The organism is Vallitalea sp. (assembly GCF_025211055.1).
Lineage (GTDB): Bacteria > Bacillota > Clostridia > Lachnospirales > Vallitaleaceae > Vallitalea.
The window spans coordinates 11,403-33,655 of sequence record NZ_JAOARO010000055.1 but is presented as its reverse complement, the minus strand read 5'-3'; the positions used below and the strand labels follow the sequence as shown (position 1 = coordinate 33,655).

Below are 22,253 nucleotides of genomic sequence, written 5' to 3'. Positions count from 1 at the left end.
TAGTCTTAGCAATGTTAATAGTCTATATAGCCTATATTAGTATATCTGTTGTTTTTTATACTTTATTAAACAATTTTATACATTATATATATTATACCATATAAAAGCAAACCAATGTTTTTTATGGTATATTTTTTATTTTTTTATTTGAATGATGCTAATTCCTCCTTATTTATTTTATGTTATTAATTATTAATAATTATTTCTACCTTAGGAATATTCTATATTTGATATTCAAGTTATTTTATCATAAACACATATAATAATGCAAATAATTCTATGACAAAATAAGTGATGCAACTCTAAAAAATATTAGTAATGTTGTCACATCTACAATAGTAGTAATCATTGGACTTGCCATTATTGCTGGGTCAAGTCGTAATTTCTTGGCTACTATTGGAAGTGTTCCACCAATGATAGCTGCAAATGTAGTAGTACATATTAATGTTAACCCTACCATTATTGCTTTTGATACTTCACCATCAGTAAGATATATTCTAATACAATTCATTATACCAAGTGTAGTACCAACCATTAACCCTACTCTTATTTCTTTCCATAATACACGAAAGAAATCCATGAATTTTATTTCTCCCAAGGTTATACTACGTATCACTAAAGTTGCTGATTGAGCACCTGCATTACCTCCTGTAGACATAAGCATAGGAGTATATATCGCTAATGCAAACTGTATAATCAGACTATTATTATAATTCATTACCATTTCAGTTAAATAAGCCGAAAACATAAGTACTATTAACCACGGTAATCTTTTTTTCGCTAACACTAATACAGATGCATCAAGATATTCTATTTCTGTAGGTTCAATAGCTGCCATACGTTGAAAGTCCTCAGTTGTTTCTTCTTCAATAACATCCACGATATCATCAATGGTGATAATACCAACTAATCTATTTTCATTATCAACTACTGGTAATGATAAGAAATTGTATTTTTTAAATACTTCTGCAATGTACTCTTGATCAGCATGGGTATTAACAGATATGAACCCTGTCTCCATAATGTTAGATATAACTGTTTCTTTGTCACTAAGCACTAGGTCTTTTAGAGATATTATTCCTTCAAGAGTTCTTTTTGAACCTGTTACATAACTTGTATAAATAGTCTCTTTGTCAAGACCAATACGTCTAATTTTATCCATAGCCTCATTAACTGTCATTTCTTTATTCAGACCTACGAATTCTATAGTCATCAAACTACCAGCTGAATCTTCTGGATAATTCAAAAATTCATTAATAAGCCTACGTTCAACAACTGTAGAGTGTTGTAATATCCTGTTAACTAAGTTAGCAGGTACTTCTTCAATTAAATCTATCTTATCATCAAAATTCAATTCATTAATTATATCTGCAAGTTCCTTATCACTAACTAAAGAGGAAATTTCTGATTGTCTCTCAACATCAAAAAAAGAAAAGACTTCTGCTGCAATTTCTTTTGGGAGTAAGCGAAAAATTAATAATGATTCCTTTATCTCTATATCTTCAAGCAATTCAGCTATGTCAGCCTCTTGGAGGACTGATAACTCATTTCTAATCTTAGTTAATTGTTTTTCCTTTAATAGCTCTCTTAGTGTTTTTAAATCCATATATATCCTCCCTTTATGTATTCTACCATAAACGAAACACAAAGAGCCAAATGGTGTTAGTACTCGTAGGTTTGAGATGGTAGATAATATTTAGTTTTATTATGATAACTGCACCCAGGTCCTGCATCCATGCTACCATCTCCTTTCCAAGTTAAGTTTATTTTTAACTTATTATCATTCACTTAATTTAATTAGTTAATTTATATTTTTACCTTTTCATTAGTACTTTACTACACTCTTTCCATATTGTCTAGTTTTTTTAATATATTCATTTAATAAACTATTGGTGACAAATTATTTTTTTTTACGCAATAACTCATTTTATGGTATAATTTGGTTAGCAACAATATTGCGCAAACATAATTTTAGGGGGTAACCTATGCAGTTTTTTGTAATAATCTTTAAAAACTTACTTGGCTATGATGGGTTAATTATTATTTTAGCCATTGTTAATCTATTTTATATTTTACCTAGATTAAAAAAATCTAATGCTGAATTAGAACATTCTTTGCAGCCAACTATCTATCTTCCCATAGAAAAGATAATTAATTCAATTAGGCAGAATAATAATTCTGAATTAGATCTACACTTATTACGTAAACTAAAAGAAAAAGAAACAAAGTGCTATCACGTATTTGTTTCAATAACAACTATTTTCCCACTTATGGGTATACTGGGAACCATAATCTCTTTGCTTAGGCTTGTTTCATTTAATAGTGATACAATTATGTTAAATTTCACTACGGCTTTAACTTCGACTTTCTGGGGACTAGTATGTGCTATAATTTTTAAAGCCATTGATGGAACAGTTTCACCCAAAATAGCTTTTAATGATGATAATTTCAATCTATTGATTAGTAGAATTGATAGATATACAAGTAAAGGTGATAATTATGAAACAAAAAATATTTCTTGATCTAACACCATTACTTGATGTTGTTTTAATATTGCTTTTTGCATTTATGTTAAATATAAATGCCGCTAGTTCAGAAAAAGATAACAAGCTTAATGGTGAACAAGAGTTAAACAACGAATTACAATCTACAATAGCTGAAAAAAATAAACAAATAGCAGATTTAAAAAATATTATTTTAGATTTGCAAAAAGAAGTTGATAATCTTAATAATAACATTGATGAAATGTCTTTTGATATAGCTAATGAAAGAGATACATTACTTAACGTATCAGAGAATCTTACTAGATGGTTTTCTGATAATGAAGAAGTTCTAGAAGATATTGCTGATAGCAAAGACACCCGTAAGTTAATTGATGATGATTCAATCTTAAAACAGCTGCACAAGTATGAAACTATATCTAAAAAGTATTTTTTTATTGATATAAAATTAAAATCAACACAAAATAAATTGTTTATCAATGAGCAAGATATGAGTACTTATATTACGTTGGAAGAAATAGATTCCAAAGACGGTAGAAATAATAAAAAAGAACAGATAAAAGATCTTATTGAAAGAGTTATTGATGATAGAGAAGGTGGTTATACTTTCATATTGATTACATTAAGTGAAGAGGATCACGTTTATAGATATGCCTTTAATCTATTATGGGATGCTATAAAAGATATTCAACAAAAACATGGAACAGATAAGATTTTCAAAACAAAATATGTCTTACCGATAGGTAGATAAAAGGAGAAATGAAGATGTCAAGATATAGGAAAAAAAGTAGAAAAGGTAAAGTTTTTTTAACAATTATTGTTCTTGGGTTGCTTGTGTTTTTAGGAGCTGATAATTTTGGTTTTGATTGGTTTAATTTTAAAATAGATTTGAATAAATCTTCTAATTCTGCACAATCAAATAAAGCTAGTAAAGATAAGGATAGTAAATATTTTAATATTGTAGTTAAGGATGATGAGATTACTTTAAATGATAAGTCTATGAGTATGCAGGATCTAGAGTCTGAGTTATCAAAGTTGGATTCTAATAAGTGTACAATTAATTTGATGGATAATGGGGCTTATAATGAGACTTTTAGTAGAATAGAGAATTATTTGAATGAGGGAAGTTTTAAGGTTATTACTTCTAGTGTTATTAATAATAATTAGTTTGTGTAGAATAAGACAAAGGTAGTATGTTGATACCATATAAAATGATAATCACTCTTATTACATTTGTTGCTTTTATCTGATTAAGATGTTGCAACAACCTGTAATAGTCGTTCTTATCATTTTATATGGTATCTTTGTGTATTGGGACTCTGTTGCGAGTTAATACCTTTGTTTAAGTATGTGATAAGTATTATTGGTATATACCATAAAAATCGGTAAAAAACATAGTATAAAATTAGAAATTAGTGTACAATATAGTTATAACTATCTAAGGAGGGATACTAAATGAATGTAAAAATAATAACAGACAGCGCCTGTGATCTACCTGATGATATAATTAGTAAATATGATATAGACGTTTTACCATTGATTGTTTATATGAATGATAAAGAGTATAAAGATAATGTAGATGTTAAACCAGCAGACCTATTTAAATATATGCGTGAGGGCGGTATAGCAAAAACTGCTCAGGCAACATATGAAAGTATTGATACAATGTTTAGGAAATATGTGGATTGTGACAAGCCATGTATTTATATATCTTTCTCTTCCGAATTATCAGGTACATATCAAACAGCTAAGATTGTTGAACAAGATATTAAAGAGGAATATCCGGATTTTGATTTAACTGTTATTGATTCAAAGGCTGCTTCTCTTGGTTTTGGTCTAATAGTTTATTTGAGTGCTTTAACTGCTGAAGATGGTGCTTCAAAAGAAAAAGTTATAGATAGGATACTTCACTGCAAGAAACATATGGAACATATATTTACTGTTGATGATTTAGAATATCTATATAGAGGTGGACGTGTTTCTAAAACTGCTGCGGTAATTGGATCAGTTCTTCATATCAAGCCTATTTTAGATGTAGAAGATGGAAAACTAATACCTGTTGAAAAAGTTAGAGGCAGAAAAAAATCTATTAACAGAATGATTGATATTGTTGAAGAACGTGGTGATAGATTAGGGGAACAAATCGTTGCTATTAATCATGCTGATGATATGGAAACAGCTTTGAAAGTGAAAGCTAAATTAGAAGAAAAGTTTGGAATTAAGGAATTTGTAATTAGAGATGTTGGTTGTGCTATTGGTGCTCATTCAGGTCCAGGTACTTTGTCAATATTCTTTCTAAACAAATTAGATTAATATACATTTTATGCCTTTAGCTGTAAATAGCTAGAGGCTTTTAATTTATGACAATTATTATAACCATTTTTTCCCAATATTACTTTATCTTTTCACTATACTTCATGCATAATACATTATTTTTAGGAGAAATTAATATTATGGTTAATACATAAGATGATAAGCAGTTAAAATGATATGATAGTCATTATAGATATTTGTGTATTAACCATTAGCTTTTTCTATATTAATGTAACATGAGAGGAGTCTTTTTGATGCAATCAGGTAATTATAACGCTAGCATAGGATGTACAGTAGGTGAATGTAAATATCATACAGATAATGATTATTGTTCACTTGATCACATCAAAGTAGTTAATTCCAGTATTTCTAATTTGGATAATTTAACTAATTCAGTAAAAACACAAGAAATTACAGATTGTGGTAGTTTTGAAGCTAGATAATTTTATTAGTTAAACAAAAAAAGTGGCTTTCTCATAATACACGTATGAAATCTTCTAGTAAGATTTACATTTTATGAGTCAGCCACTTTCTTCTTACTTATTCAAAATCATCTGGATTCAACTCTTTTGCAAATTCATCATAATCATCTTGAGGATTTGGATAAGGGGTGTTGGAATTATCTAACTTAGAACTATAATCAGGAATATCAGTATTATAATTATTGTTCTTATTCTTGTAGTTTTCTTCATTTTTATGCATGATATTACTCCTATCCATAAACTTATTCTTTGTTGAATTAAATAGTTACATAAGTATTTTAACCATTAATTTTTACATTATTACATAAATCATTTCATTTATTCTTGTATATTTCAATTACTTATCCCAAAATAATTAGCTTTTCCATAATATAATATAGGAGGTGATTTATGTGAGTCCTTATATCAAGACAGAAGAGAAAAAACATTACAAATTAGATAAAAATCCTAATCAACAACAATATAATCCTTGGAGTGTTTTCCCTAATTACATGGAAAGTTATTACGAAAGTAATCCTCAAAAACCAAATAATTATAATAATGCTCCTCCAACTCAAGAACCATCTGACTATAATAATTGTAACTATCAACCTGATGAACAGATGCCTGATGATTATGGATATGATCCATGGTCAGTATTACCAGCATTTAAGTCCTATCCACCAAGAGAAAGGGAACGTAATCGAAAAAGACCTAAAAAGGGCGGTAAAAAAGATCCTTCATTGAAGTATATTCCTGCTCCAGTTATTAAAGATAATATTGGAAAGGTTATCAACACTTATATTCCTGGTTATGGTAGGGTTAATGTCTATATTAAAGGAATTACTCGAGATGGAATGGTACATCTAGTGATTCTTGATCCACAACCAAATGACTATATCTATATTCATAATTCTGATATGGTAGGTATTTACCCACCAACATTATAACTAAACGATCTAATTAATGTTAAAAGGGGCTGTTGTACTAGCAAATGAAATCTACTAGTGCAAAGCCCCTCATGTTATATTATTATTAAGCATATATATTAATTACTCAACTATCCCACTTCAATATCCTATGCAGGTAAGCTAGTTAAACATTAAGTTCTTCAGCATATTTTAATATTCTCTCTAGCGTCTTATTCTCATTTTGTTTTACTTTGTCAAAATCCATATGTGGAATATATAGAGTTTCAAGATAATCATGAGATTTTTTTGCATCGTTAATAGTAGCTATTGCAGTTTCCAAAAGTTCTCTAAATACTCTATAATCATATTGTAATACGTCAAAATACTGATTTAATATAGTATAATCAATATATTTATTCATATCTATTATCTGAGAATTAACAACTTCTAAATTATGGAAATCATTAGTTGTTATAAATGCCACACCAAGTTTTTTAATTACTAAATGCTCAATTTTGTTTTCAGGATTTATAGGGCAATAAAAAGCTTCAACATCTAGCCCTTTTTTTATAGCATCTTCTATAATAAGTTCAAGTAGTTTTGATGTATTAGTACCTGGTTCCCCGATTATTCTATATACTTTGTCATTACAACCAACAACTGAATCCAGATGATGAACAAATCCTTTTGGTGTTATGGCACTGGCAAATAGTTTTCTTACTTTGCCAATTTTTTTTGATACATTCATATTCCCTAATATCTTGGAGATAATTTTTTGCGCTTCAATATAAACTCCTGCTTCGTTAACTGCATCTTGGTGTATTAGCTCAATGTCAGTATATAGATTCTTTGCAGCTGCTAAATATCTATAGGTACGTTTGAATAATTTACCTACAGCAGCATTGACATCTAGAATTTGTTTTTTATTTTTTACTATGCCATCTTCATTCCAGAAATCACCTAGATGAATAATCTCATCTACTGCTCCAGGATTTTTAGGGTCAACTACATGTGGTGATGTTCCATCAATTATTGCAAATTTTATTGCTGGTATAAAAACTCCGTCTAGTGAGTCGGGATCTGATGAACAGTGCAGATATTCAATATCATAGTTTTTTTCTTCCATGACTTTGCCTATTCTCTTCATATAGGTGGATTTACCTACTCCTGGTCCTCCTTTTAGACAGATAATTCTAGTTGCTTCATCTTGTCTTAGAATATTGTCATAGTATGAAAAAAATCCTTGTGTGGTATTCCCCCCAGGAAACAAATGTCTGATTTTACTTGTTTTCTCCATAAAACAAATAACCTCTCTAAATAATTATTTATATATTAATAATATTATTAGAGTGGTTAGAAATATGTGATAAAAATTCCGAATATCATCTGCAATATAATTATTAATTTTATACACATATTTTAATAAGCTCATTGTTATATATGTTTATAACAGTTATAAATTATTGACACAATCACATGTTGCTGATACAATAAAATAATATTATAAATATTATCAATATTCTAAGTTAATTTTACTAATCAAAATATAAACACTCATATATTAATACAAGCTTTTTCTAAAATAGTTTAATCAAGGAGGATTAAAATAAATATGAATAGTAAAAAACTATCGATTAGTAGTACTCCAATTATTGGCTATGTAGTTCATGCATTTCCATTATCAATAATTTTTAATTATGATAAGTGTATGCCTTGGTTTTCTTGCAACTATATTCAATTAATATGTAATACTAAGTTAAAAAATAATTTCTTTGACTTTTTCACATTATGTACTGCAACAGAAATCCCTTGGATTGGTTCTATATATCCTGGTATACCCTGGCTTAATAGTCATTCAATAGATAATTACACATTAATCGATTGCAATATCAATATAAACCGATCGATAATTAATTCATTAATACGAGATAACTATATAGTTTGTCATCTTGATGAATTCTATGTTCCTAACAGACCTACATACCAAAAAAAACACTATTTCCATGAGAATATGATTTATGGTTTTGATAATACAAAAAAAGAATATGATATATTAGGTTTTGATAATAAGGGTGTTTTTAACAGTACCAAAATAAGTTATAATGAATTTGAACAAGCTTCAAGTGACCTAGTTTCAAAAAATCATGACATAAAACTTTTACATATAAAAGATGATTTTACATATAATCTAGATTTGAATTGTATAAGAAATTCATTACTTGATTACCTTAATGGGGAAAACTCTAGCAGTAGGTATACTATACTAAGAAACCCTACTACAGACTTTGTATATGGAATTAATATATATGAACAATTAATAAAATATCTCAAATTATTACACAATAATATGGGAGTGAGTGATATTAGACCTTTCCATTTATTATGGGAGCATAAAAAATGTATGGTACTAAGAATAGAATATATCATGAGTAAATACAAAGAATCTGTATATGATTTAGAAACAATTAATAACGAATATCTTACTATTCAGCAGATTTGCTTATCAATACGCAACTTAACCTTGAAATACAATATTACAAGCTGTGTTGACATTATAGAAAAAATCATACCTTTATTAGAAGATGTTTGTGATAGAGAACAAAAAATCATACCTAGACTTATTACAGAAATAGAACGTTATTTAAACGTCTAGTTAACTAAATTTTCATCATCTAATTATTATATTAATTTTACTAATAAGACGGTTAATCTAATATCACATACTAGATTAACCGTCATTTATTTTTAAAACAAACCTCCATAGTATCCATAGCATTACTTAATAATGCTTAACTATTACTCTTTATTCACTTACCACTTCTATAGCCTTATCAATAAATAAAATTCCTTCTAGATGATCTATTTCATGACACAGACATTTTGCTAAATCCCCTGTTCCAACTATAGTAAATTTCTCATTTTTTTCATTAAGAGCTTCTACTTTGACTTTCGCTGGCCTTTTTAATCTACCCCATTTTCCTGGGACACTCAGACACCCTTCTGTCACTTCCTGTCTTCCACTACTTTCTACTATACGAGGATTTATTAATTTAATAAGCCCCTCTCCCATATCTATTACAACTAATCTTTTCAATATTCCTACTTGGGGTGCAGCTAAACCTGCCCCATTACCTGTATTATACATTGTATCAGCCATATCATCCAATAGCATTAATATTTTTTCATCGACACACTTAACTTCTTTACTTTTCTTCCTTAATGTTTCGTCACCAACTATTCTAATATTTCTTATTGCCATTGTAAAACCTCTTTTCTAGATTATTTAATTTATTAAAACATGCTATAACAGCTAATTAGTTTTATATCTATAACTATTATATATGTATGATATTTTTAGTCAAGTGTTAATTAATGCAAAAATTGAAATATTATATTGAATTAATTCATAAGTGAACATATTATTTTTTTTTATTTATTGTTCATATAATTCCTTCAGTATTCTATAATCTTCTCATATGATTTATCCTCCGAAAAAATAGACATATGATTAGAAGAATTAACATCTATCATTCGAATATCTAGTATCTGTTTCTTCCATTCTTTCCAATAATTGGTATTATTTATATTATTATCGTATTAATTTACTATTTAAATCTTTTATTCATCTTTAATTAATACTATCAAATACTTATAATATATTAATTTTATTAAATGTATTTTCCATAGTAGAATACTCAAGCATTAAATCGCATTTATTGGGATAACATATAGTAAATATACTTCCATTTAGTTTAAAGGTTTTTGCTTTAAACATGGGAAAGTTTTTATATCTACTAATGATACAATTATTGTCACAATCTAAACTATTTACTTCATATATTTTTAAAGGTGTTAAAAAACCAATTTTTAGAGATTTGGATAAAGCTTCCTTTATGGTCCATATAGCTATAACTCCTTCATGTTCTTCCCATTGACAGTTTTTAACTAAATTTATTTCTTGTTCTGTCATCTGTGATTTGATAGATTTTACATGATTAATGTCTATAGCTTCAATATCTATACCTATTGGATAATGTTCTTTTACTGCTGCTGCAGCTCCTATATATTTAGTATGTGTTATAGTTACTGTCAAGTTTTTATTATTGTTTTTAATAATTGGATAATAGAATATACCTTTATCAATAGATATTTCCTGCTTATCATTATCCAAAAAAGAAGCCAAAGCTCTTTTGGAAGAAATTCTACCTAATAAATATGAAACTTTTCTAGCTTCGTATTTTAATTCATCATAATACTTTTTTTCTTGTAACGATAAATAGTTATCCATGAACTCTTTTGTTATCATTTGTGACTCTCTCAATGAACATAAACTAATCATTACTGGTACTGTTTCATTATTATCAACTAATTCTGTTTCAATGTCTATATACTTCATAATTTCCTCCATATCAGATTTTGATGGCTCAATCTACTTTTCATTTACTTCATTGATATTATTTATATTGTTCCATCAATTTTTCGTATCTTTTTGAATCATCTCCAAAAATATCTAGTATAGTGTACATATTGGATTTATTCTCCATGTACAGATGATAATATTGGTATTTGGGGATCATTAATTGTAATAGTATCCACTACTTCCATATATGCTTCTCTTCTTTCATCTACTGCATAAGAATGAAAACCAAATTCAACTGGTAATTCATTATATATAATCTTTTCTTCTTTTAATAGATTCTTAGCTATGTCAGTTTCATCTTTATAACCAGCTACTACAAAGCAATTATCATAGTTATGAGCAGCAAGTTCACATCTTGTATGTTTTGCCAATATATTATCCCATATATCAGGGTTATCAAGAATAGTTAACATTCTTCCTTCATCACAATATTTCTCTAATAAGATTGCTTGACATATTATAAGTTTTAACGCATCCCTTAATGTTAAAACCCCACTTAATGTTAAACTTACATATTCTCCTAAACTAGCACCTAAGGAGTCTTTGCTAATGCGTATTGAATCATAAATATTGCAGGATATGTATATAATGTTCTATTGAATATATTACTTATTGTATTGCCTGAGTAATATAATTTTTCTATAATGGATTCGTTTATTTCTTCTCCTATCATTTCATCTAGATTATCCATATACCTTTTAAATATTTTATTTTCATTATATAATGCTTTTCCCATCTCAAAATACTGCCCTCCTTGACCTGAAAATAGGAAAATCTTTTTTTGGTTATTCTTCAATCTTATCTCCACCTTAATAAAAATCCAATATATTTTTCTGATTTTTTCTCATTCTATAGTCTATAAATATTTTTTTATCATCTATCATAAGATATACGTTATTGTACTTGAGATAATCTAACTTATGTCCTGGCTTTAATCCATAGGAATGAGCAGGGTATACTCTTATATTACCGGGTATTTCTTTTTTTATTTTCTGAATACTATGATACATCTTTTCAGCAGAACCACTATAGAATGTACATAAACCACATCCCTCACTAAATAGTGTATCCCCAGTAAACATATGTTCCTCACATAGGAAACAGGTACTTCCTATAGTATGCCCAGGTGTAAGCATACACTTAATTGATGTATTGCCTAATTTCAATATTTGATTATCACTTATTTTAATCTGATTCCTGCAAGTGAAACCAAAGCATTCTGATTCATCTGCTGATATATATACATCTACATCATACTTATCAACTAAAGGATTTACTAAATTTATATGGTCATAATGAGCATGAGTTATTAAAATACTTTTGAGTTCTATTTGATACTTAGTGATTGCCAACTTGTATCACAAACAACTCCTTACCATACTCAACTAATTCATCTGGCTTAACTTCAAATTGTGTTTTACTTTGTTCATACTTAATTCCTCCTTCAAATTATAATGAGGTTATTATGTACTGCCTTATATTGTATATGATAATTTACAACCACCATTACTATGAACATAAAATCTTACGCACAAAAATAAGCTAATCATTGTATATTAGCTTATTTTTGCATTAAAACTATATTTTGCCAACAATACTTTACTACAAATTAATTATAAATCAGCTTCCTAATTTTTCTCCTTCTGGGTCTTCCCATAGGTATGATCTTTTAACTGCTTTTTTCCATCCTGCATATTTCTTTTCTTTATAATCATTTTCCATTACAGGTTCAAAATGCTTATCTATTGCCCACATATCAGCAATCTCTTCTTTACTATTCCAGAATCCAACTGCTAAACCAGCTAAGAATGCTGCACCAAGAGCTGTAGTTTCAGTAACTACAGGTCTATCTACTGCAACTCCTAATACATCTGATTGAAACTGCATCAAGAAATTATTGGCTACTGCTCCACCATCAACTTTTAGAGCTTGAAGTTCTATACCTGAATCCTCTTGCATTACTTCAAGTACATCTCTTGATTGATAAGCGATTGATTCTAATGTAGCTCTTATTATATGATTCTTATTGGCTCCACGTGTAAGACCTACTATAGTTCCTCTAGCATACATATCCCAATATGGAGCACCAAGTCCAACAAATGCAGGAACTACATACACTCCATTAGTATCTTCTACTTGAGTAGCAAAATACTCAGTATCCTTAGCATTCTCAACTAATTTCAATTCATCTCTAAGCCATTGTACAGAAGCTCCAGCTACAAAAATACTTCCTTCAAGAGCATATTCTACTTTTCCATCTACTCCCCATGCAATGGTTGTTAATAAACCACTATCAGAATTAATCAACTCCTGTCCTGTATTCATTAACATGAAGCAACCTGTACCATATGTATTTTTCGCCATACCTGGTAGAAAACAAGCTTGACCGAATAATGCTGCCTGTTGATCTCCTGCAATACCAGCTATAGGTATCTCCGCTCCACCAAAAGTCTTAGGATCAGTGTGTCCATAAATCTCACTAGACTGCTTTACTTCTGGTAACATAGAAGCTGGTATACCTAACTCTTCAAGTATTGTTTCATCCCATCTTAATTCCTTAATGTTATATAGCATTGTCCTTGATGCATTAGAATAATCTGTTACATGTACTTTACCTCTAGTAAGATTCCATATTAACCATGTATCAATATTACCGAATAACAGATCTCCATTTTCCGCTTTTTCTCTAGCACCTTCAACATTATCAAGAATCCACTTAACTTTTGTTCCTGAGAAATAAGCATCTAATATTAGACCAGTACTTTCTTTTATGTAGTCCTCTAATCCTTTTGCCTTCAATCCATCACATATATCAGCAGTTCTTCTACATTGCCATACTATAGCATTGTATATTGGTTTCCCAGTATTTTTATCCCATACAACAGTTGTTTCTCTTTGATTAGTTATACCTATTGCAGCTACTTCATCTGGTCTTATTCCCGATAACTCTAGTACTTCTCTTGCTACTCCACTTTGAGTTCCCCAAATTTCCATAGCATCATGCTCAACCCAACCTGGTTTTGGATATATCTGAGTGAATTCTTTTTGACTTGTATTTACTATCTTACCTTCATGATTGAATATTATTGCTCTAGAGCTAGTTGTTCCTTGATCTAATGCCATGATATATTTTTTATCCATAATTCTTACCTCCATTTTCTTAATAAAGTTATTTAGTTAGAATATCCCCATAATGATAAAAGCACAAATGAATATTGAAGCAGCTGGAGGATCAATGTGTGAGTCAGCATTGGTATTAAAGTTCAATGCTACAATTTCAAAAATTATTGCCGCCAACACTGCAAAAAGTGCTCCTATATAAATACTACCTGACATAAAGCCTGCCAATCCAGCAATACAAGTAACATGATGTGTTGTTGGAACAGAAAATCCCATTTGTACAAATATTAAAGAAGCTGCACTTATACAGAAACCTATTGGTGCTATTTTAGTAATAATAGCAATATAAGAGACTACTATACCCAATCCTAATGCCATGACTATATCATATGTTATTGTTTTTGATGTTGGCAATATACTTCTCTTAGTCTCTGAAGTTGCTGCCACTTCTGCTGTTACTGGATTTCTAACACCTAACAATCCTGTTTTACCAAAAACTAATCTAGCAATTATTCCCGATGTGACTACAGTCATTGCAACAGTATCAGTTTGAAGAGCCCATACTGTAGAGTAAAGATAATTTACTAACTGTCCTAATATCCCAAACAAACCTCCAACAATCAATACACTTATATCTTGAAATTTATTTAATGGAACTAAGGTATTCATTCCATTGTCCAATAATTTCTTTTTATTGGCTGCAAAAGCTGCTGCTGCTACACCACCAGCAAAAGCAATATGTGGTCCCAAGAAAGCCCCAAAAGTAATATCATTCAAAATTGTTGGAGGACCTCCAGCACATACTACCCCAATTCCAATAAGCCCTACAAAACCTGTAAAAATAAATGCTGGTGTTGCTCCAATCAATGCACCTAAAACTCCTCCACCAAACGCAATTAAAATTAACTCTAGACTCAAAAAAACTCTCTCCTTTCAATAAATGTTTTTAATTACCTTTCCAATGTTACCTTAAAACTCAACCCATCATCTGCCCTCCTACCTAGTTTTGTTTTTCTATGTAAATGTCCGCCTCAAAACTTACATATACCAAATCTCTTCTGTACTAGCAGAAATCCCCTCAGCACCAGCCTTAAGACATTCAATTACATCTTCTTTATTTCTTATTAGACCTCCAGCTATCAATGGTATCTTAGTTCGGTCGTATATTTCGTTAATTATCTTAGGTATGGCTCCAGGTAATATTTCTATGGTATCTGGCTTAGTTAAATTTACAGAGTTAATTCCTGTTTCTAATGATTTGGAATCAAAAATAAAAAGTCTTTGAATTGCCCACAAATTCAAATTTTTAGCTTTTTTAATTAGATTACTTTTTGTTGTAATAATTCCATCAGGCTTAATCTGCTTGCTAATATATTCAAGTGCTGTTGAATCCTTAGCAAACCCTTGCAATAAGTCAAAATGAATATATATATCCATATCATTGTCCTTTATTTTTTGTACTATTTCTTTCAAGTTAAAGATACTTCCCGTAAGTAAAAAAATAACTTTGCAAGGTGACTTAATAGCCAAATCGAGTTTATCCAACTGATTAACGGCTGCAATAATAGGGTTCATTTCTGTTTGATTATGGAAACTCTTAACTTGTTTATTATTCATTACAACATCTCCTATACTTAAAAGTACTAATCATAATATTTTGGGCATAAAAAAACTACACTAAGCTAACCTATAAATAGGTTTACTTGTGTGGTTCTCCATTATCTCCAACCGAGTATTATGTTTTCTATGTTTATTTTACATCAGTATATGCTATATGTCAATGTTTTTGCTGACTATTATATTATTTTTATAAACAAACAATAATTATATGTAGTTAACCATTGTATTTATCCACAAATATTTTATATTTTTTTTTATTATTTTATATTCTATTAATAAAAATATATACACTTAAAAAATATTATTTTTAATTAAATATATTTACATATTTTTACTTTCATTATAAACAAGAAGTTATTAAAAAATAACTTCTTTTTTATAATGAAAGGTCTAATAAATAATTAGATTACTAATAAACTTACTCAATCTCTTTTTTAGATATTGAAGTTTTGACTTGTGTATTTGGTAATTTGCCTAATTTACCATTTAAACTATTAATATCATTAATTTCTCCAACTACTGTAATACTTATTACTGAAATTCCTTCTTCAATAAGAGGTAATCCCATTCTTCCTTTTACCATATCTTTGTAAGAAGAGACTATAGCATTAAAGGTATTTTGTGTATCTTCTGGTCGTTCTAATATAGCACTTATTACAGCAACTCTTTTCAATGAAATCTTATCCTTTCTTAATATACATCTTAATTCTATCTACATCTTGTTTTTCACAATTCACTATTATACCATATTTTTCATCTATACCTATTCTATATCTTCCACTTACATAGTTTTTAGTTCCTGTAATGTATGACCATCTTCTTTTGAAAACTTCACAAATAGCTAATTCAACATGGAATTTATTGTGAACATCCCTAACAATATTTTCAAGTTCCTGTCTACACATATAGATCTCTTTCTCCTTGGGATATTCTTTTATAATAATCATTTATTACACTTAATAATTTATTATTTTTATAAAATTCCATGTTATTGATTTCTTCAAATTCTTTTTTAATAAGTTCTTCTCCTATTATCTTAGTTTCTTCTGAAGCATAATCATCTAAGTATTCTCTAAATGTAAGTACAGCATTCAATTTGCAGAATTTACCTTCTGTTCCTGTTTCCAACAGATCCATTATCTTATCTCCTGTTCTACCACATCTATAACCAGCAGTACAGAAGGATGTTATCTTACCCATTTCAGCTAGTTTATTAACAACTTGATCAAGTGTTCGGTTGTCTCCAATAGTAAATTGCTGTTTATCTTCTTTTTCATTGTGAGCGGCTTTATCATATGCACCTATACCTATTTTTGTTGAAGCATCTAATTGTGTGCATCCAACTTTTACAACTTCATCTCTTACCTCTGGACATTCACGAGCAGTAATTATTAATCCAGTATAAGGTACTGCAAGTCTTAGAACTGTAACTAATTTTTTAAAATCTTTATTGTTAACTAGATATTTGGAAGCTATACTAAGTTCTGACCCTGAAGCTGGTGTAAGTCTTGGGAATGAAATTGTATGAGGACCAATACCAAATTGTTTTTCAAGATCATCAGCATGATATAATAACCCCATAACTTCAAAACGCCAATCGTAAAGCCCAAAAAGAGCTCCTATAGCTACATCATCAATACCTGCATCCATTGCTCTATGAAGAGAGTATAATCTCCATCTATAATTGGCTTTTAATCCTTTTGGATGAACTGATTTATATGTATCTTTGTGATATGTCTCTTGGAATACTTGATATGTACCTATACCTACTTCCTTTAACATCTTCAAATCTTCTATGCTCATAGGTGCTGCATTAACATTTATTCTCCTTATATATGAATTTTTTCCACTCCTTGATTTCTTCTTAACATCATATACTGTTTTCATGCTTTCGGCTATATATTTAGCATCTGTCTTTGGGTGTTCACCATAAACAACGATGACTCTTTTGTGCCCTTGACTTAGAATATAATCTGTTTCTTTTCTTATTTCTTCTACAGTTAATACTTTTCTATCTTCTCCAGCATTTTCTTTCCTGAATCCACAGTATCTACAACTGTTCACACATAGATTACCACAATAAAGTGGTGCGAAAAATACAATCCTGTTGTCATATACTCTTCTCTTAACTTCCGCTGCAACTTCGTACATTTCTTCCCACATATCTTCGTCATTAACATTAAGTAATGTTGCAGTTTCATCAAAGCTCAATCTTTGAACTGCCAAAGATTTATCAAGTATAGCTCTGATTTTCTCCTTGCTACAGTCTTTATTAGTATTTAGCTTGTTATGTATTTCATTTTCGTTAATAAAATCTTTACCATTAATTAAGTACTTATCAATTTGATCTTGTTTTATAACTTGGTCTATCCAACTTTTTGTATCCATTTGTATAACCTCCTATAATTTAAAAGATCTCCAGAACAAAGAGTGGCTATTCCCACATAAAAGATTCATAAATAACAAAAAAAACTTCCATAAAGGAAGTCATGCAAATAAAAAACAGCTCAAAAAACTGTTAAATAACAATTCTGCACAAATTCCTATCAAATAAGATATCTCTTTTCTGTAAGGTCTTTGATTTTACCTTCAGTTTAACTAAGATATTTCTCAGAAAAACTGAAATTTATTCTAAATTAATGATATCACTTTGTTTATTTTTTGTCAATACACGTGGTATAAACCTTAATTATTGCTACTAATTCCTTCGATAATATTAATATTTACTACATTTACAAGTATATGATAAAACCGAATCTTCAATAACTGGTTCAATAGTCATATGACATAAATCCCCCTATTAAAATCACTCCTTTTATAATAGAATATAACTATTGTAAAAAGAAAAGGCTTCATATAAAATAGAAAGAAATGAGATATAATTTGTCTAATTGCATCAATTTAGGATGCTAACAATAAAATAATAAACTAATATTAGTAAATATTGTAAGATAGGAGATTTTATATATGAATTTAATAAAATTGGCTTTACGTATCGATTTATTGATTTATGCATTGATATTGAACGTGGTAATGTTTATATACATTCATGTACAACATAGAAGAAAACAATATTCAGAAAAATTATTTCAAAGAGCTCTTTTAGCAATATCATTATTAATAATATTAGAATCAGTTTCTTGGATTTCAGGTGAAATAAACAATGCTTCTCAAATTCCAATTCATTATTGGAGTAATGCAATATATTTAGGATTGATAACATTGCCAGGATGCGTTGGTCTTACTTATTTGGATTATAAGATTTATAGTCAAAAAAAAGCTAATAAAAGAAAATTTTATTATTATATGATTCCAACCTATATAAGTGTTATATCTGTAATTTATAATCTCTTTGTACCAGGTTCTCTATTTTATATAGATGCTCAAAATCATTATCACAGAGGTTTTTATATTTATGCTAATGCATTTTTTATGTATTTCTTTATGCTAGTAGTAGTAATACTGTTCTATAAGGATAAAAAGAGAATGTCTGCACGGGTGTTTAAAGCTGTAGGTCTTTATTTTATCGCACCTATATTGGGAATAGCGCTTCAGCTAAAAGCATATGGTACTTCTTTTTCTATGCCATCTCATACTCTAAGTTTATTTTTAATATTTTTGTTATTAGAAAGAGATGAAATGATGCGTGATTCTTTAACTTGTCTATATACTAGACATAATTTTGAAATGCGCTTAAAAGATAGATTGAAAAAAAAGCAATCATTTTCTCTCGTTGTTATAGATTTGAATGATTTTAAATCCGTTAATGATACTTATGGACATATTGAAGGAGACAAAGTACTGCAAGTAGTATCTGAGATATTACTTAATTGCACTAATGTAGAAGATTTAGTGTGTCGATATGGAGGGGATGAGTTCTTTATGTTGATTGAGCATCGTTATGAACTTACTTATAAGGTAATTGAGCATATTAAAGCTGAATTAGAAAAGCATAACAGTTATAACGACAAGTACAATATAGAACTAAGTTATGGGCAACTATTAGTTAGAGAAGATAATACAATGACTATGGAACAGCTTATTGCTGAAGTGGATCATAGAATGTATGCAGATAAATTAAGATGTAAAGCTCTCAATGCTTCCGGTATTTGAGATAACTGTCCATAATATATACTTTCTCCTTCAGATTCAGCTTTGATATAAGGTTTAATATATAATACCACCAAATCCTTTGATAATATTTTCTCTTAACGAGTTAATTATATTTGCTATTGTTGAATCATGTTATATTCTTTTTTCCATTCTTTTAATATTTCTCGCCATTCTAGCTGTAATTTATCATCATGACAGCTCTCAATAGCTTGAATAAAATTATCTATGCACTCTTTATCTGCTTTTTTATATAGAATATCTGCTTTATCTTTCAAAAAAGCAAATAAATAGAATGGATCTTTACTTTCCCTATATTTATTAATTGCATTTGATATTATGTTTAATGCAACATCCAATTCACCTAATCCTGATTTAATCAATGCCATATTCTTTAAATTCCATATATTTTCTTTATCATACACTTCATCTAATTCTTCTAATGCCCTATTATATTCTTCGATACTTATGTACATTTTAACAAGTAAATTATATTCAAATGGATTTTTCTTCTTCTTAAAATATTTTTCTTTGTATAAAAACCAGCATTCCTCTAAATATTTCAATAATAATTTATAATCATCACCATTGTTTTTACGCAACTTTATTTCAGATATATATATTTTTATTATTGAACTTAACATATCCTTCTTTTTTAACTCTACAGGATGCTCGATGGTTCTAAACCATTCATCAAAAAACTTTCCTTCTTTATAGGAGATTGTTTCAGCTAATTCCCCCATAATATAATATATGTGTTCAAATACTCCATTTTTAGAATATAGCATTACAATTTTCTTAAAATAGTCAAAATTAGACCATAAACAAGAGTTTAAATTTCCAACTGTATTTAGAGGTCGATTCTTTACAAGATTCACCATTTCAAGATAAATAGCGACTGGCATTTTTTGATAATCAGCATTTTCTAGAATATTTTTTACAGCATTATCAAGCTTAGCTTTTTCTTCTCTACTTACATTTTTTTTAGTAAGCCACTGTCTATATACTCTTAAAAGTTGTAATAGTGTTGATGACTCATTTGGTTTTTTTTCAAGAATCTCTTTTAGTAATTCGATTGCCTCGTTATAATCATTGTTCCAATTATAAAATTTCGCTATATGATGCTTTACTAATAACTGACTTTCATCATCAAGTTCTTTTTTCTGTAAATTCTTAAGTTCTTTAATTGCATCTGAAACTTTTTCATTTCTTCCTTGCTTACTTCTTTTATCTTGTACAATAAGTTCTAATTTTTCAATATACAACTTTATAGAATAATAATTTTCTAATTTATCTTTTATTAATAATTTTTCGATATTATTTATATGCTTATCTATATTTTGATGATTTGAAAAAAGTAAAATGCTGTTATAAATTAAAATATTAAACTCATTATCTGTACTAGCTTTCAGCATTCTATAAAGAAAATCTTCATGAAAGGCAAAAAACGAATAAAATTGAAGACTTCTTTTTTCATTTTCAGTTATCAAAAATTCTTTTATTTCTGGTACAAAAACTAGCCCTTCTTTATTACTGTTACTTGAAATTATAGCTTTTATAGAATTTAATATAATATCATGTAAATAGTAATAACCCTCCTCATATTTTAAAAAACACTTTTTTATTAAACAGGGTATCTCATCTAAAATACACTTTTTTAAAAAGCTTTCTTCCAATTCATTTTTTCCTAGATTAGAAATTAAAATGCATATATTATTATTTTTAGAATAATAGTCACCTATAATCTTATTACATATTCTCTCAGATTGAGTCAACTCATCGTCTTTTAATTTAACTAACTTTTTTATATCCTTAAAATCTTCAACATTTAATCCATTATCTTCATCTAGTAAAAACATTTTCAGAATCATCAACATTAATGGGTGATATTCTAACTGACTAAGCAAATCTTTAAATCCGCATTTTTGAAATATTGATTCATAAAATATTTGTTCTGCCTCTTCTTTTTTCATAAACTCAAGAGGTAATTTTTTAGTAGTTCTAGAACCCAATTTCTGTTGTGAAATAATAATCACTTTAGATTCAAACATATTATTCCTGCTAAATATTTTAATTAATTCATTTACTCCATTAAAAGCATTATCTAAAATTATAAGACACTTCATTTCTTTCACTTTACTAATTAAATCAATCTTTTCTCCTGATATCCCCCTTATAGACTTCAGATTTATTACTGAATTCTTATTACACGAAATCCAATATGTTTTTTCGAACATATAGGCAACATCATTAACAATTCTTTTAGTCAGTTCGGTTTTTCCAATACCACTGATCCCATATAATTGTATAATATTTTCATTTTCTAATAATTCCATATAATCTTTTTCAATATCTTTTCTTTGAACATAGTCTTCTCTTACCCTAGGAATTTCATCTAATAATATACTCTCTATCCTATTGTTTTCCTCATAGTAAATATTTACATCTCTTCCTGCCATATTACTATTATGTAGTTCATTTTTATTTTGAAACATTTACATCTCTCCCAGCCATATTGCTACCATTTAATTTATTTCTTTTTTGAATAACTTTATTGTCAATATTTTTTGATACTTTAATTACCTTACTTGCAGTAAAAATTGAAATTATTAATCCTAATATAGAACATATTCCACTAATTAAATTAAATTTTTCCATGTTATCTCCTTTATTTAATATATTAAAATAATAATACACTATCTAATCTACAGATTTTGTATACAAAGCCTAATTAAGGATGATGGATAACGTTTCCCATTTCAGACGTCTCAGAACTGGACCCTCAACGCCCTTCTTT

At 28.6% G+C, this 22,253-nt stretch carries 24 protein-coding genes; 8 read left to right on the top strand and 16 right to left on the bottom strand.

The window, feature by feature from the left end; all coding sequences use genetic code 11:
- Positions 1 to 277: 277 nt before the first annotated feature.
- A complete protein-coding gene (mgtE, locus tag N4A55_RS07065; protein ID WP_293754881.1) occupies positions 278 to 1,606 on the bottom strand; it encodes a magnesium transporter in 1,329 nt (442 codons plus the stop codon).
- 379 nt (positions 1,607 to 1,985) lie between these two features.
- Between mgtE and N4A55_RS07060 the strand changes: the two genes are divergently transcribed.
- The 5 genes from N4A55_RS07060 (at position 1,986) to N4A55_RS07040 (ending at position 5,257) form a co-directional block, all read left to right on the top strand.
- Entirely contained in the window at positions 1,986 to 2,522 is a 537-nt protein-coding gene (locus N4A55_RS07060) for a MotA/TolQ/ExbB proton channel family protein (protein WP_293754879.1), read from the top strand.
- Positions 2,500 to 3,252 carry a hypothetical protein gene (locus N4A55_RS07055; protein ID WP_293754878.1) on the top strand — a complete coding sequence of 251 codons (753 nt, stop codon included), beginning with the start codon at positions 2,500 to 2,502 and terminating at the stop codon, positions 3,250 to 3,252. The genes N4A55_RS07060 and N4A55_RS07055 overlap by 23 nt, the downstream gene beginning before the upstream one ends.
- A gap of 14 nt (positions 3,253 to 3,266) precedes the next feature.
- Entirely contained in the window at positions 3,267 to 3,668 is a 402-nt protein-coding gene (locus N4A55_RS07050; RefSeq protein WP_293754877.1) for a hypothetical protein, read from the top strand.
- Positions 3,669 to 3,956: 288 nt separating this feature from the next.
- Entirely contained in the window at positions 3,957 to 4,814 is an 858-nt protein-coding gene (locus tag N4A55_RS07045; RefSeq protein WP_293754876.1) for a DegV family protein, read from the top strand.
- 254 nt (positions 4,815 to 5,068) lie between these two features.
- Positions 5,069 to 5,257, top strand: coding sequence for a DUF1540 domain-containing protein (locus N4A55_RS07040; RefSeq protein WP_293754875.1), 189 nt, complete (start codon positions 5,069 to 5,071; stop codon positions 5,255 to 5,257).
- Between the two features lie 97 nt (positions 5,258 to 5,354).
- Here the strand turns inward: N4A55_RS07040 and N4A55_RS07035 are convergent, their stop codons facing one another.
- Positions 5,355 to 5,516 carry a hypothetical protein gene (locus N4A55_RS07035; RefSeq protein WP_293754873.1) on the bottom strand — a complete coding sequence of 54 codons (162 nt, stop codon included), beginning with the start codon at positions 5,514 to 5,516 and terminating at the stop codon, positions 5,355 to 5,357.
- 172 nt (positions 5,517 to 5,688) lie between these two features.
- Here N4A55_RS07035 and N4A55_RS07030 point away from each other — a divergent pair, with 172 nt between their 5' ends.
- A complete protein-coding gene (locus N4A55_RS07030) occupies positions 5,689 to 6,225 on the top strand; it encodes a hypothetical protein (protein ID WP_293754872.1) in 537 nt (178 codons plus the stop codon).
- Positions 6,226 to 6,370: 145 nt separating this feature from the next.
- Here the strand turns inward: N4A55_RS07030 and N4A55_RS07025 are convergent, their stop codons facing one another.
- Positions 6,371 to 7,483 carry an ATPase gene (locus N4A55_RS07025; protein WP_293754870.1) on the bottom strand — a complete coding sequence of 371 codons (1,113 nt, stop codon included), beginning with the start codon at positions 7,481 to 7,483 and terminating at the stop codon, positions 6,371 to 6,373.
- Between the two features lie 315 nt (positions 7,484 to 7,798).
- Between N4A55_RS07025 and N4A55_RS07020 the strand changes: the two genes are divergently transcribed.
- The gene (locus N4A55_RS07020; RefSeq protein WP_293754868.1) at positions 7,799 to 8,839 is read left to right on the top strand and encodes a hypothetical protein; all 1,041 of its coding nucleotides are present in this window, start codon (positions 7,799 to 7,801) and stop codon (positions 8,837 to 8,839) included.
- A 150-nt stretch (positions 8,840 to 8,989) separates the two neighbouring features.
- Here N4A55_RS07020 and def read toward each other — a convergent pair whose 3' ends face one another.
- From def to hydG, 11 genes are all read right to left on the bottom strand, one after another.
- Positions 8,990 to 9,445 carry a peptide deformylase gene (def, locus tag N4A55_RS07015; protein ID WP_293754866.1) on the bottom strand — a complete coding sequence of 152 codons (456 nt, stop codon included), beginning with the start codon at positions 9,443 to 9,445 and terminating at the stop codon, positions 8,990 to 8,992.
- Between the two features lie 390 nt (positions 9,446 to 9,835).
- Complete coding sequence (locus N4A55_RS07010; protein WP_293754865.1) at positions 9,836 to 10,582, bottom strand: 4'-phosphopantetheinyl transferase family protein; 747 nt, start codon at positions 10,580 to 10,582, stop codon at positions 9,836 to 9,838.
- A gap of 137 nt (positions 10,583 to 10,719) precedes the next feature.
- Complete coding sequence (locus N4A55_RS07005; RefSeq protein ID WP_330666344.1) at positions 10,720 to 11,157, bottom strand: acyltransferase domain-containing protein; 438 nt, start codon at positions 11,155 to 11,157, stop codon at positions 10,720 to 10,722.
- Entirely contained in the window at positions 11,139 to 11,402 is a 264-nt protein-coding gene (locus N4A55_RS07000) for an acyltransferase domain-containing protein (protein ID WP_293754863.1), read from the bottom strand. Before N4A55_RS07000 ends, N4A55_RS07005 begins: the two co-directional genes overlap by 19 nt.
- 13 nt (positions 11,403 to 11,415) lie before the next feature.
- Positions 11,416 to 11,958: an MBL fold metallo-hydrolase gene (locus tag N4A55_RS06995; RefSeq protein ID WP_293754862.1), complete on the bottom strand. Its 543-nt coding sequence runs from the start codon at positions 11,956 to 11,958 to the stop codon at positions 11,416 to 11,418.
- 268 nt (positions 11,959 to 12,226) lie between these two features.
- Positions 12,227 to 13,747, bottom strand: a complete 1,521-nt coding sequence (gene glpK / locus N4A55_RS06990; RefSeq protein ID WP_293754860.1) for a glycerol kinase GlpK — start codon at positions 13,745 to 13,747, stop codon at positions 12,227 to 12,229.
- Between the two features lie 36 nt (positions 13,748 to 13,783).
- On the bottom strand, positions 13,784 to 14,644 hold the full coding sequence (locus tag N4A55_RS06985; protein ID WP_293754859.1) for a hypothetical protein: 861 nt from the start codon (positions 14,642 to 14,644) through the stop codon (positions 13,784 to 13,786).
- Between the two features lie 120 nt (positions 14,645 to 14,764).
- Positions 14,765 to 15,343 (bottom strand): glycerol-3-phosphate responsive antiterminator, encoded by a 579-nt coding sequence (locus N4A55_RS06980; RefSeq protein ID WP_293754857.1) that lies wholly within the window; start codon positions 15,341 to 15,343, stop codon positions 14,765 to 14,767.
- A 421-nt stretch (positions 15,344 to 15,764) separates the two neighbouring features.
- Positions 15,765 to 16,019: a TM1266 family iron-only hydrogenase system putative regulator gene (locus tag N4A55_RS06975; RefSeq protein ID WP_293754855.1), complete on the bottom strand. Its 255-nt coding sequence runs from the start codon at positions 16,017 to 16,019 to the stop codon at positions 15,765 to 15,767.
- 7 nt (positions 16,020 to 16,026) lie between these two features.
- On the bottom strand, positions 16,027 to 16,251 hold the full coding sequence (locus N4A55_RS06970; RefSeq protein WP_293754853.1) for a hypothetical protein: 225 nt from the start codon (positions 16,249 to 16,251) through the stop codon (positions 16,027 to 16,029).
- The gene (hydG, locus tag N4A55_RS06965) at positions 16,244 to 17,734 is read right to left on the bottom strand and encodes a [FeFe] hydrogenase H-cluster radical SAM maturase HydG (RefSeq protein WP_293754851.1); all 1,491 of its coding nucleotides are present in this window, start codon (positions 17,732 to 17,734) and stop codon (positions 16,244 to 16,246) included. The genes N4A55_RS06970 and hydG overlap by 8 nt, the downstream gene beginning before the upstream one ends.
- 579 nt (positions 17,735 to 18,313) lie before the next feature.
- On the opposite strand from hydG, the gene N4A55_RS06960 reads away from it, so the two are divergent.
- Entirely contained in the window at positions 18,314 to 19,459 is a 1,146-nt protein-coding gene (locus tag N4A55_RS06960; protein ID WP_293754850.1) for a GGDEF domain-containing protein, read from the top strand.
- A gap of 116 nt (positions 19,460 to 19,575) precedes the next feature.
- Here N4A55_RS06960 and N4A55_RS06955 read toward each other — a convergent pair whose 3' ends face one another.
- Together N4A55_RS06955 and N4A55_RS06950 are read right to left on the bottom strand one after the other, a co-directional pair.
- Positions 19,576 to 21,951, bottom strand: a complete 2,376-nt coding sequence (locus tag N4A55_RS06955; protein ID WP_293754849.1) for a hypothetical protein — start codon at positions 21,949 to 21,951, stop codon at positions 19,576 to 19,578.
- Positions 21,938 to 22,114 (bottom strand): hypothetical protein, encoded by a 177-nt coding sequence (locus N4A55_RS06950; RefSeq protein ID WP_293754848.1) that lies wholly within the window; start codon positions 22,112 to 22,114, stop codon positions 21,938 to 21,940. Before N4A55_RS06950 ends, N4A55_RS06955 begins: the two co-directional genes overlap by 14 nt.
- Positions 22,115 to 22,253: the final 139 nt, after the last annotated feature.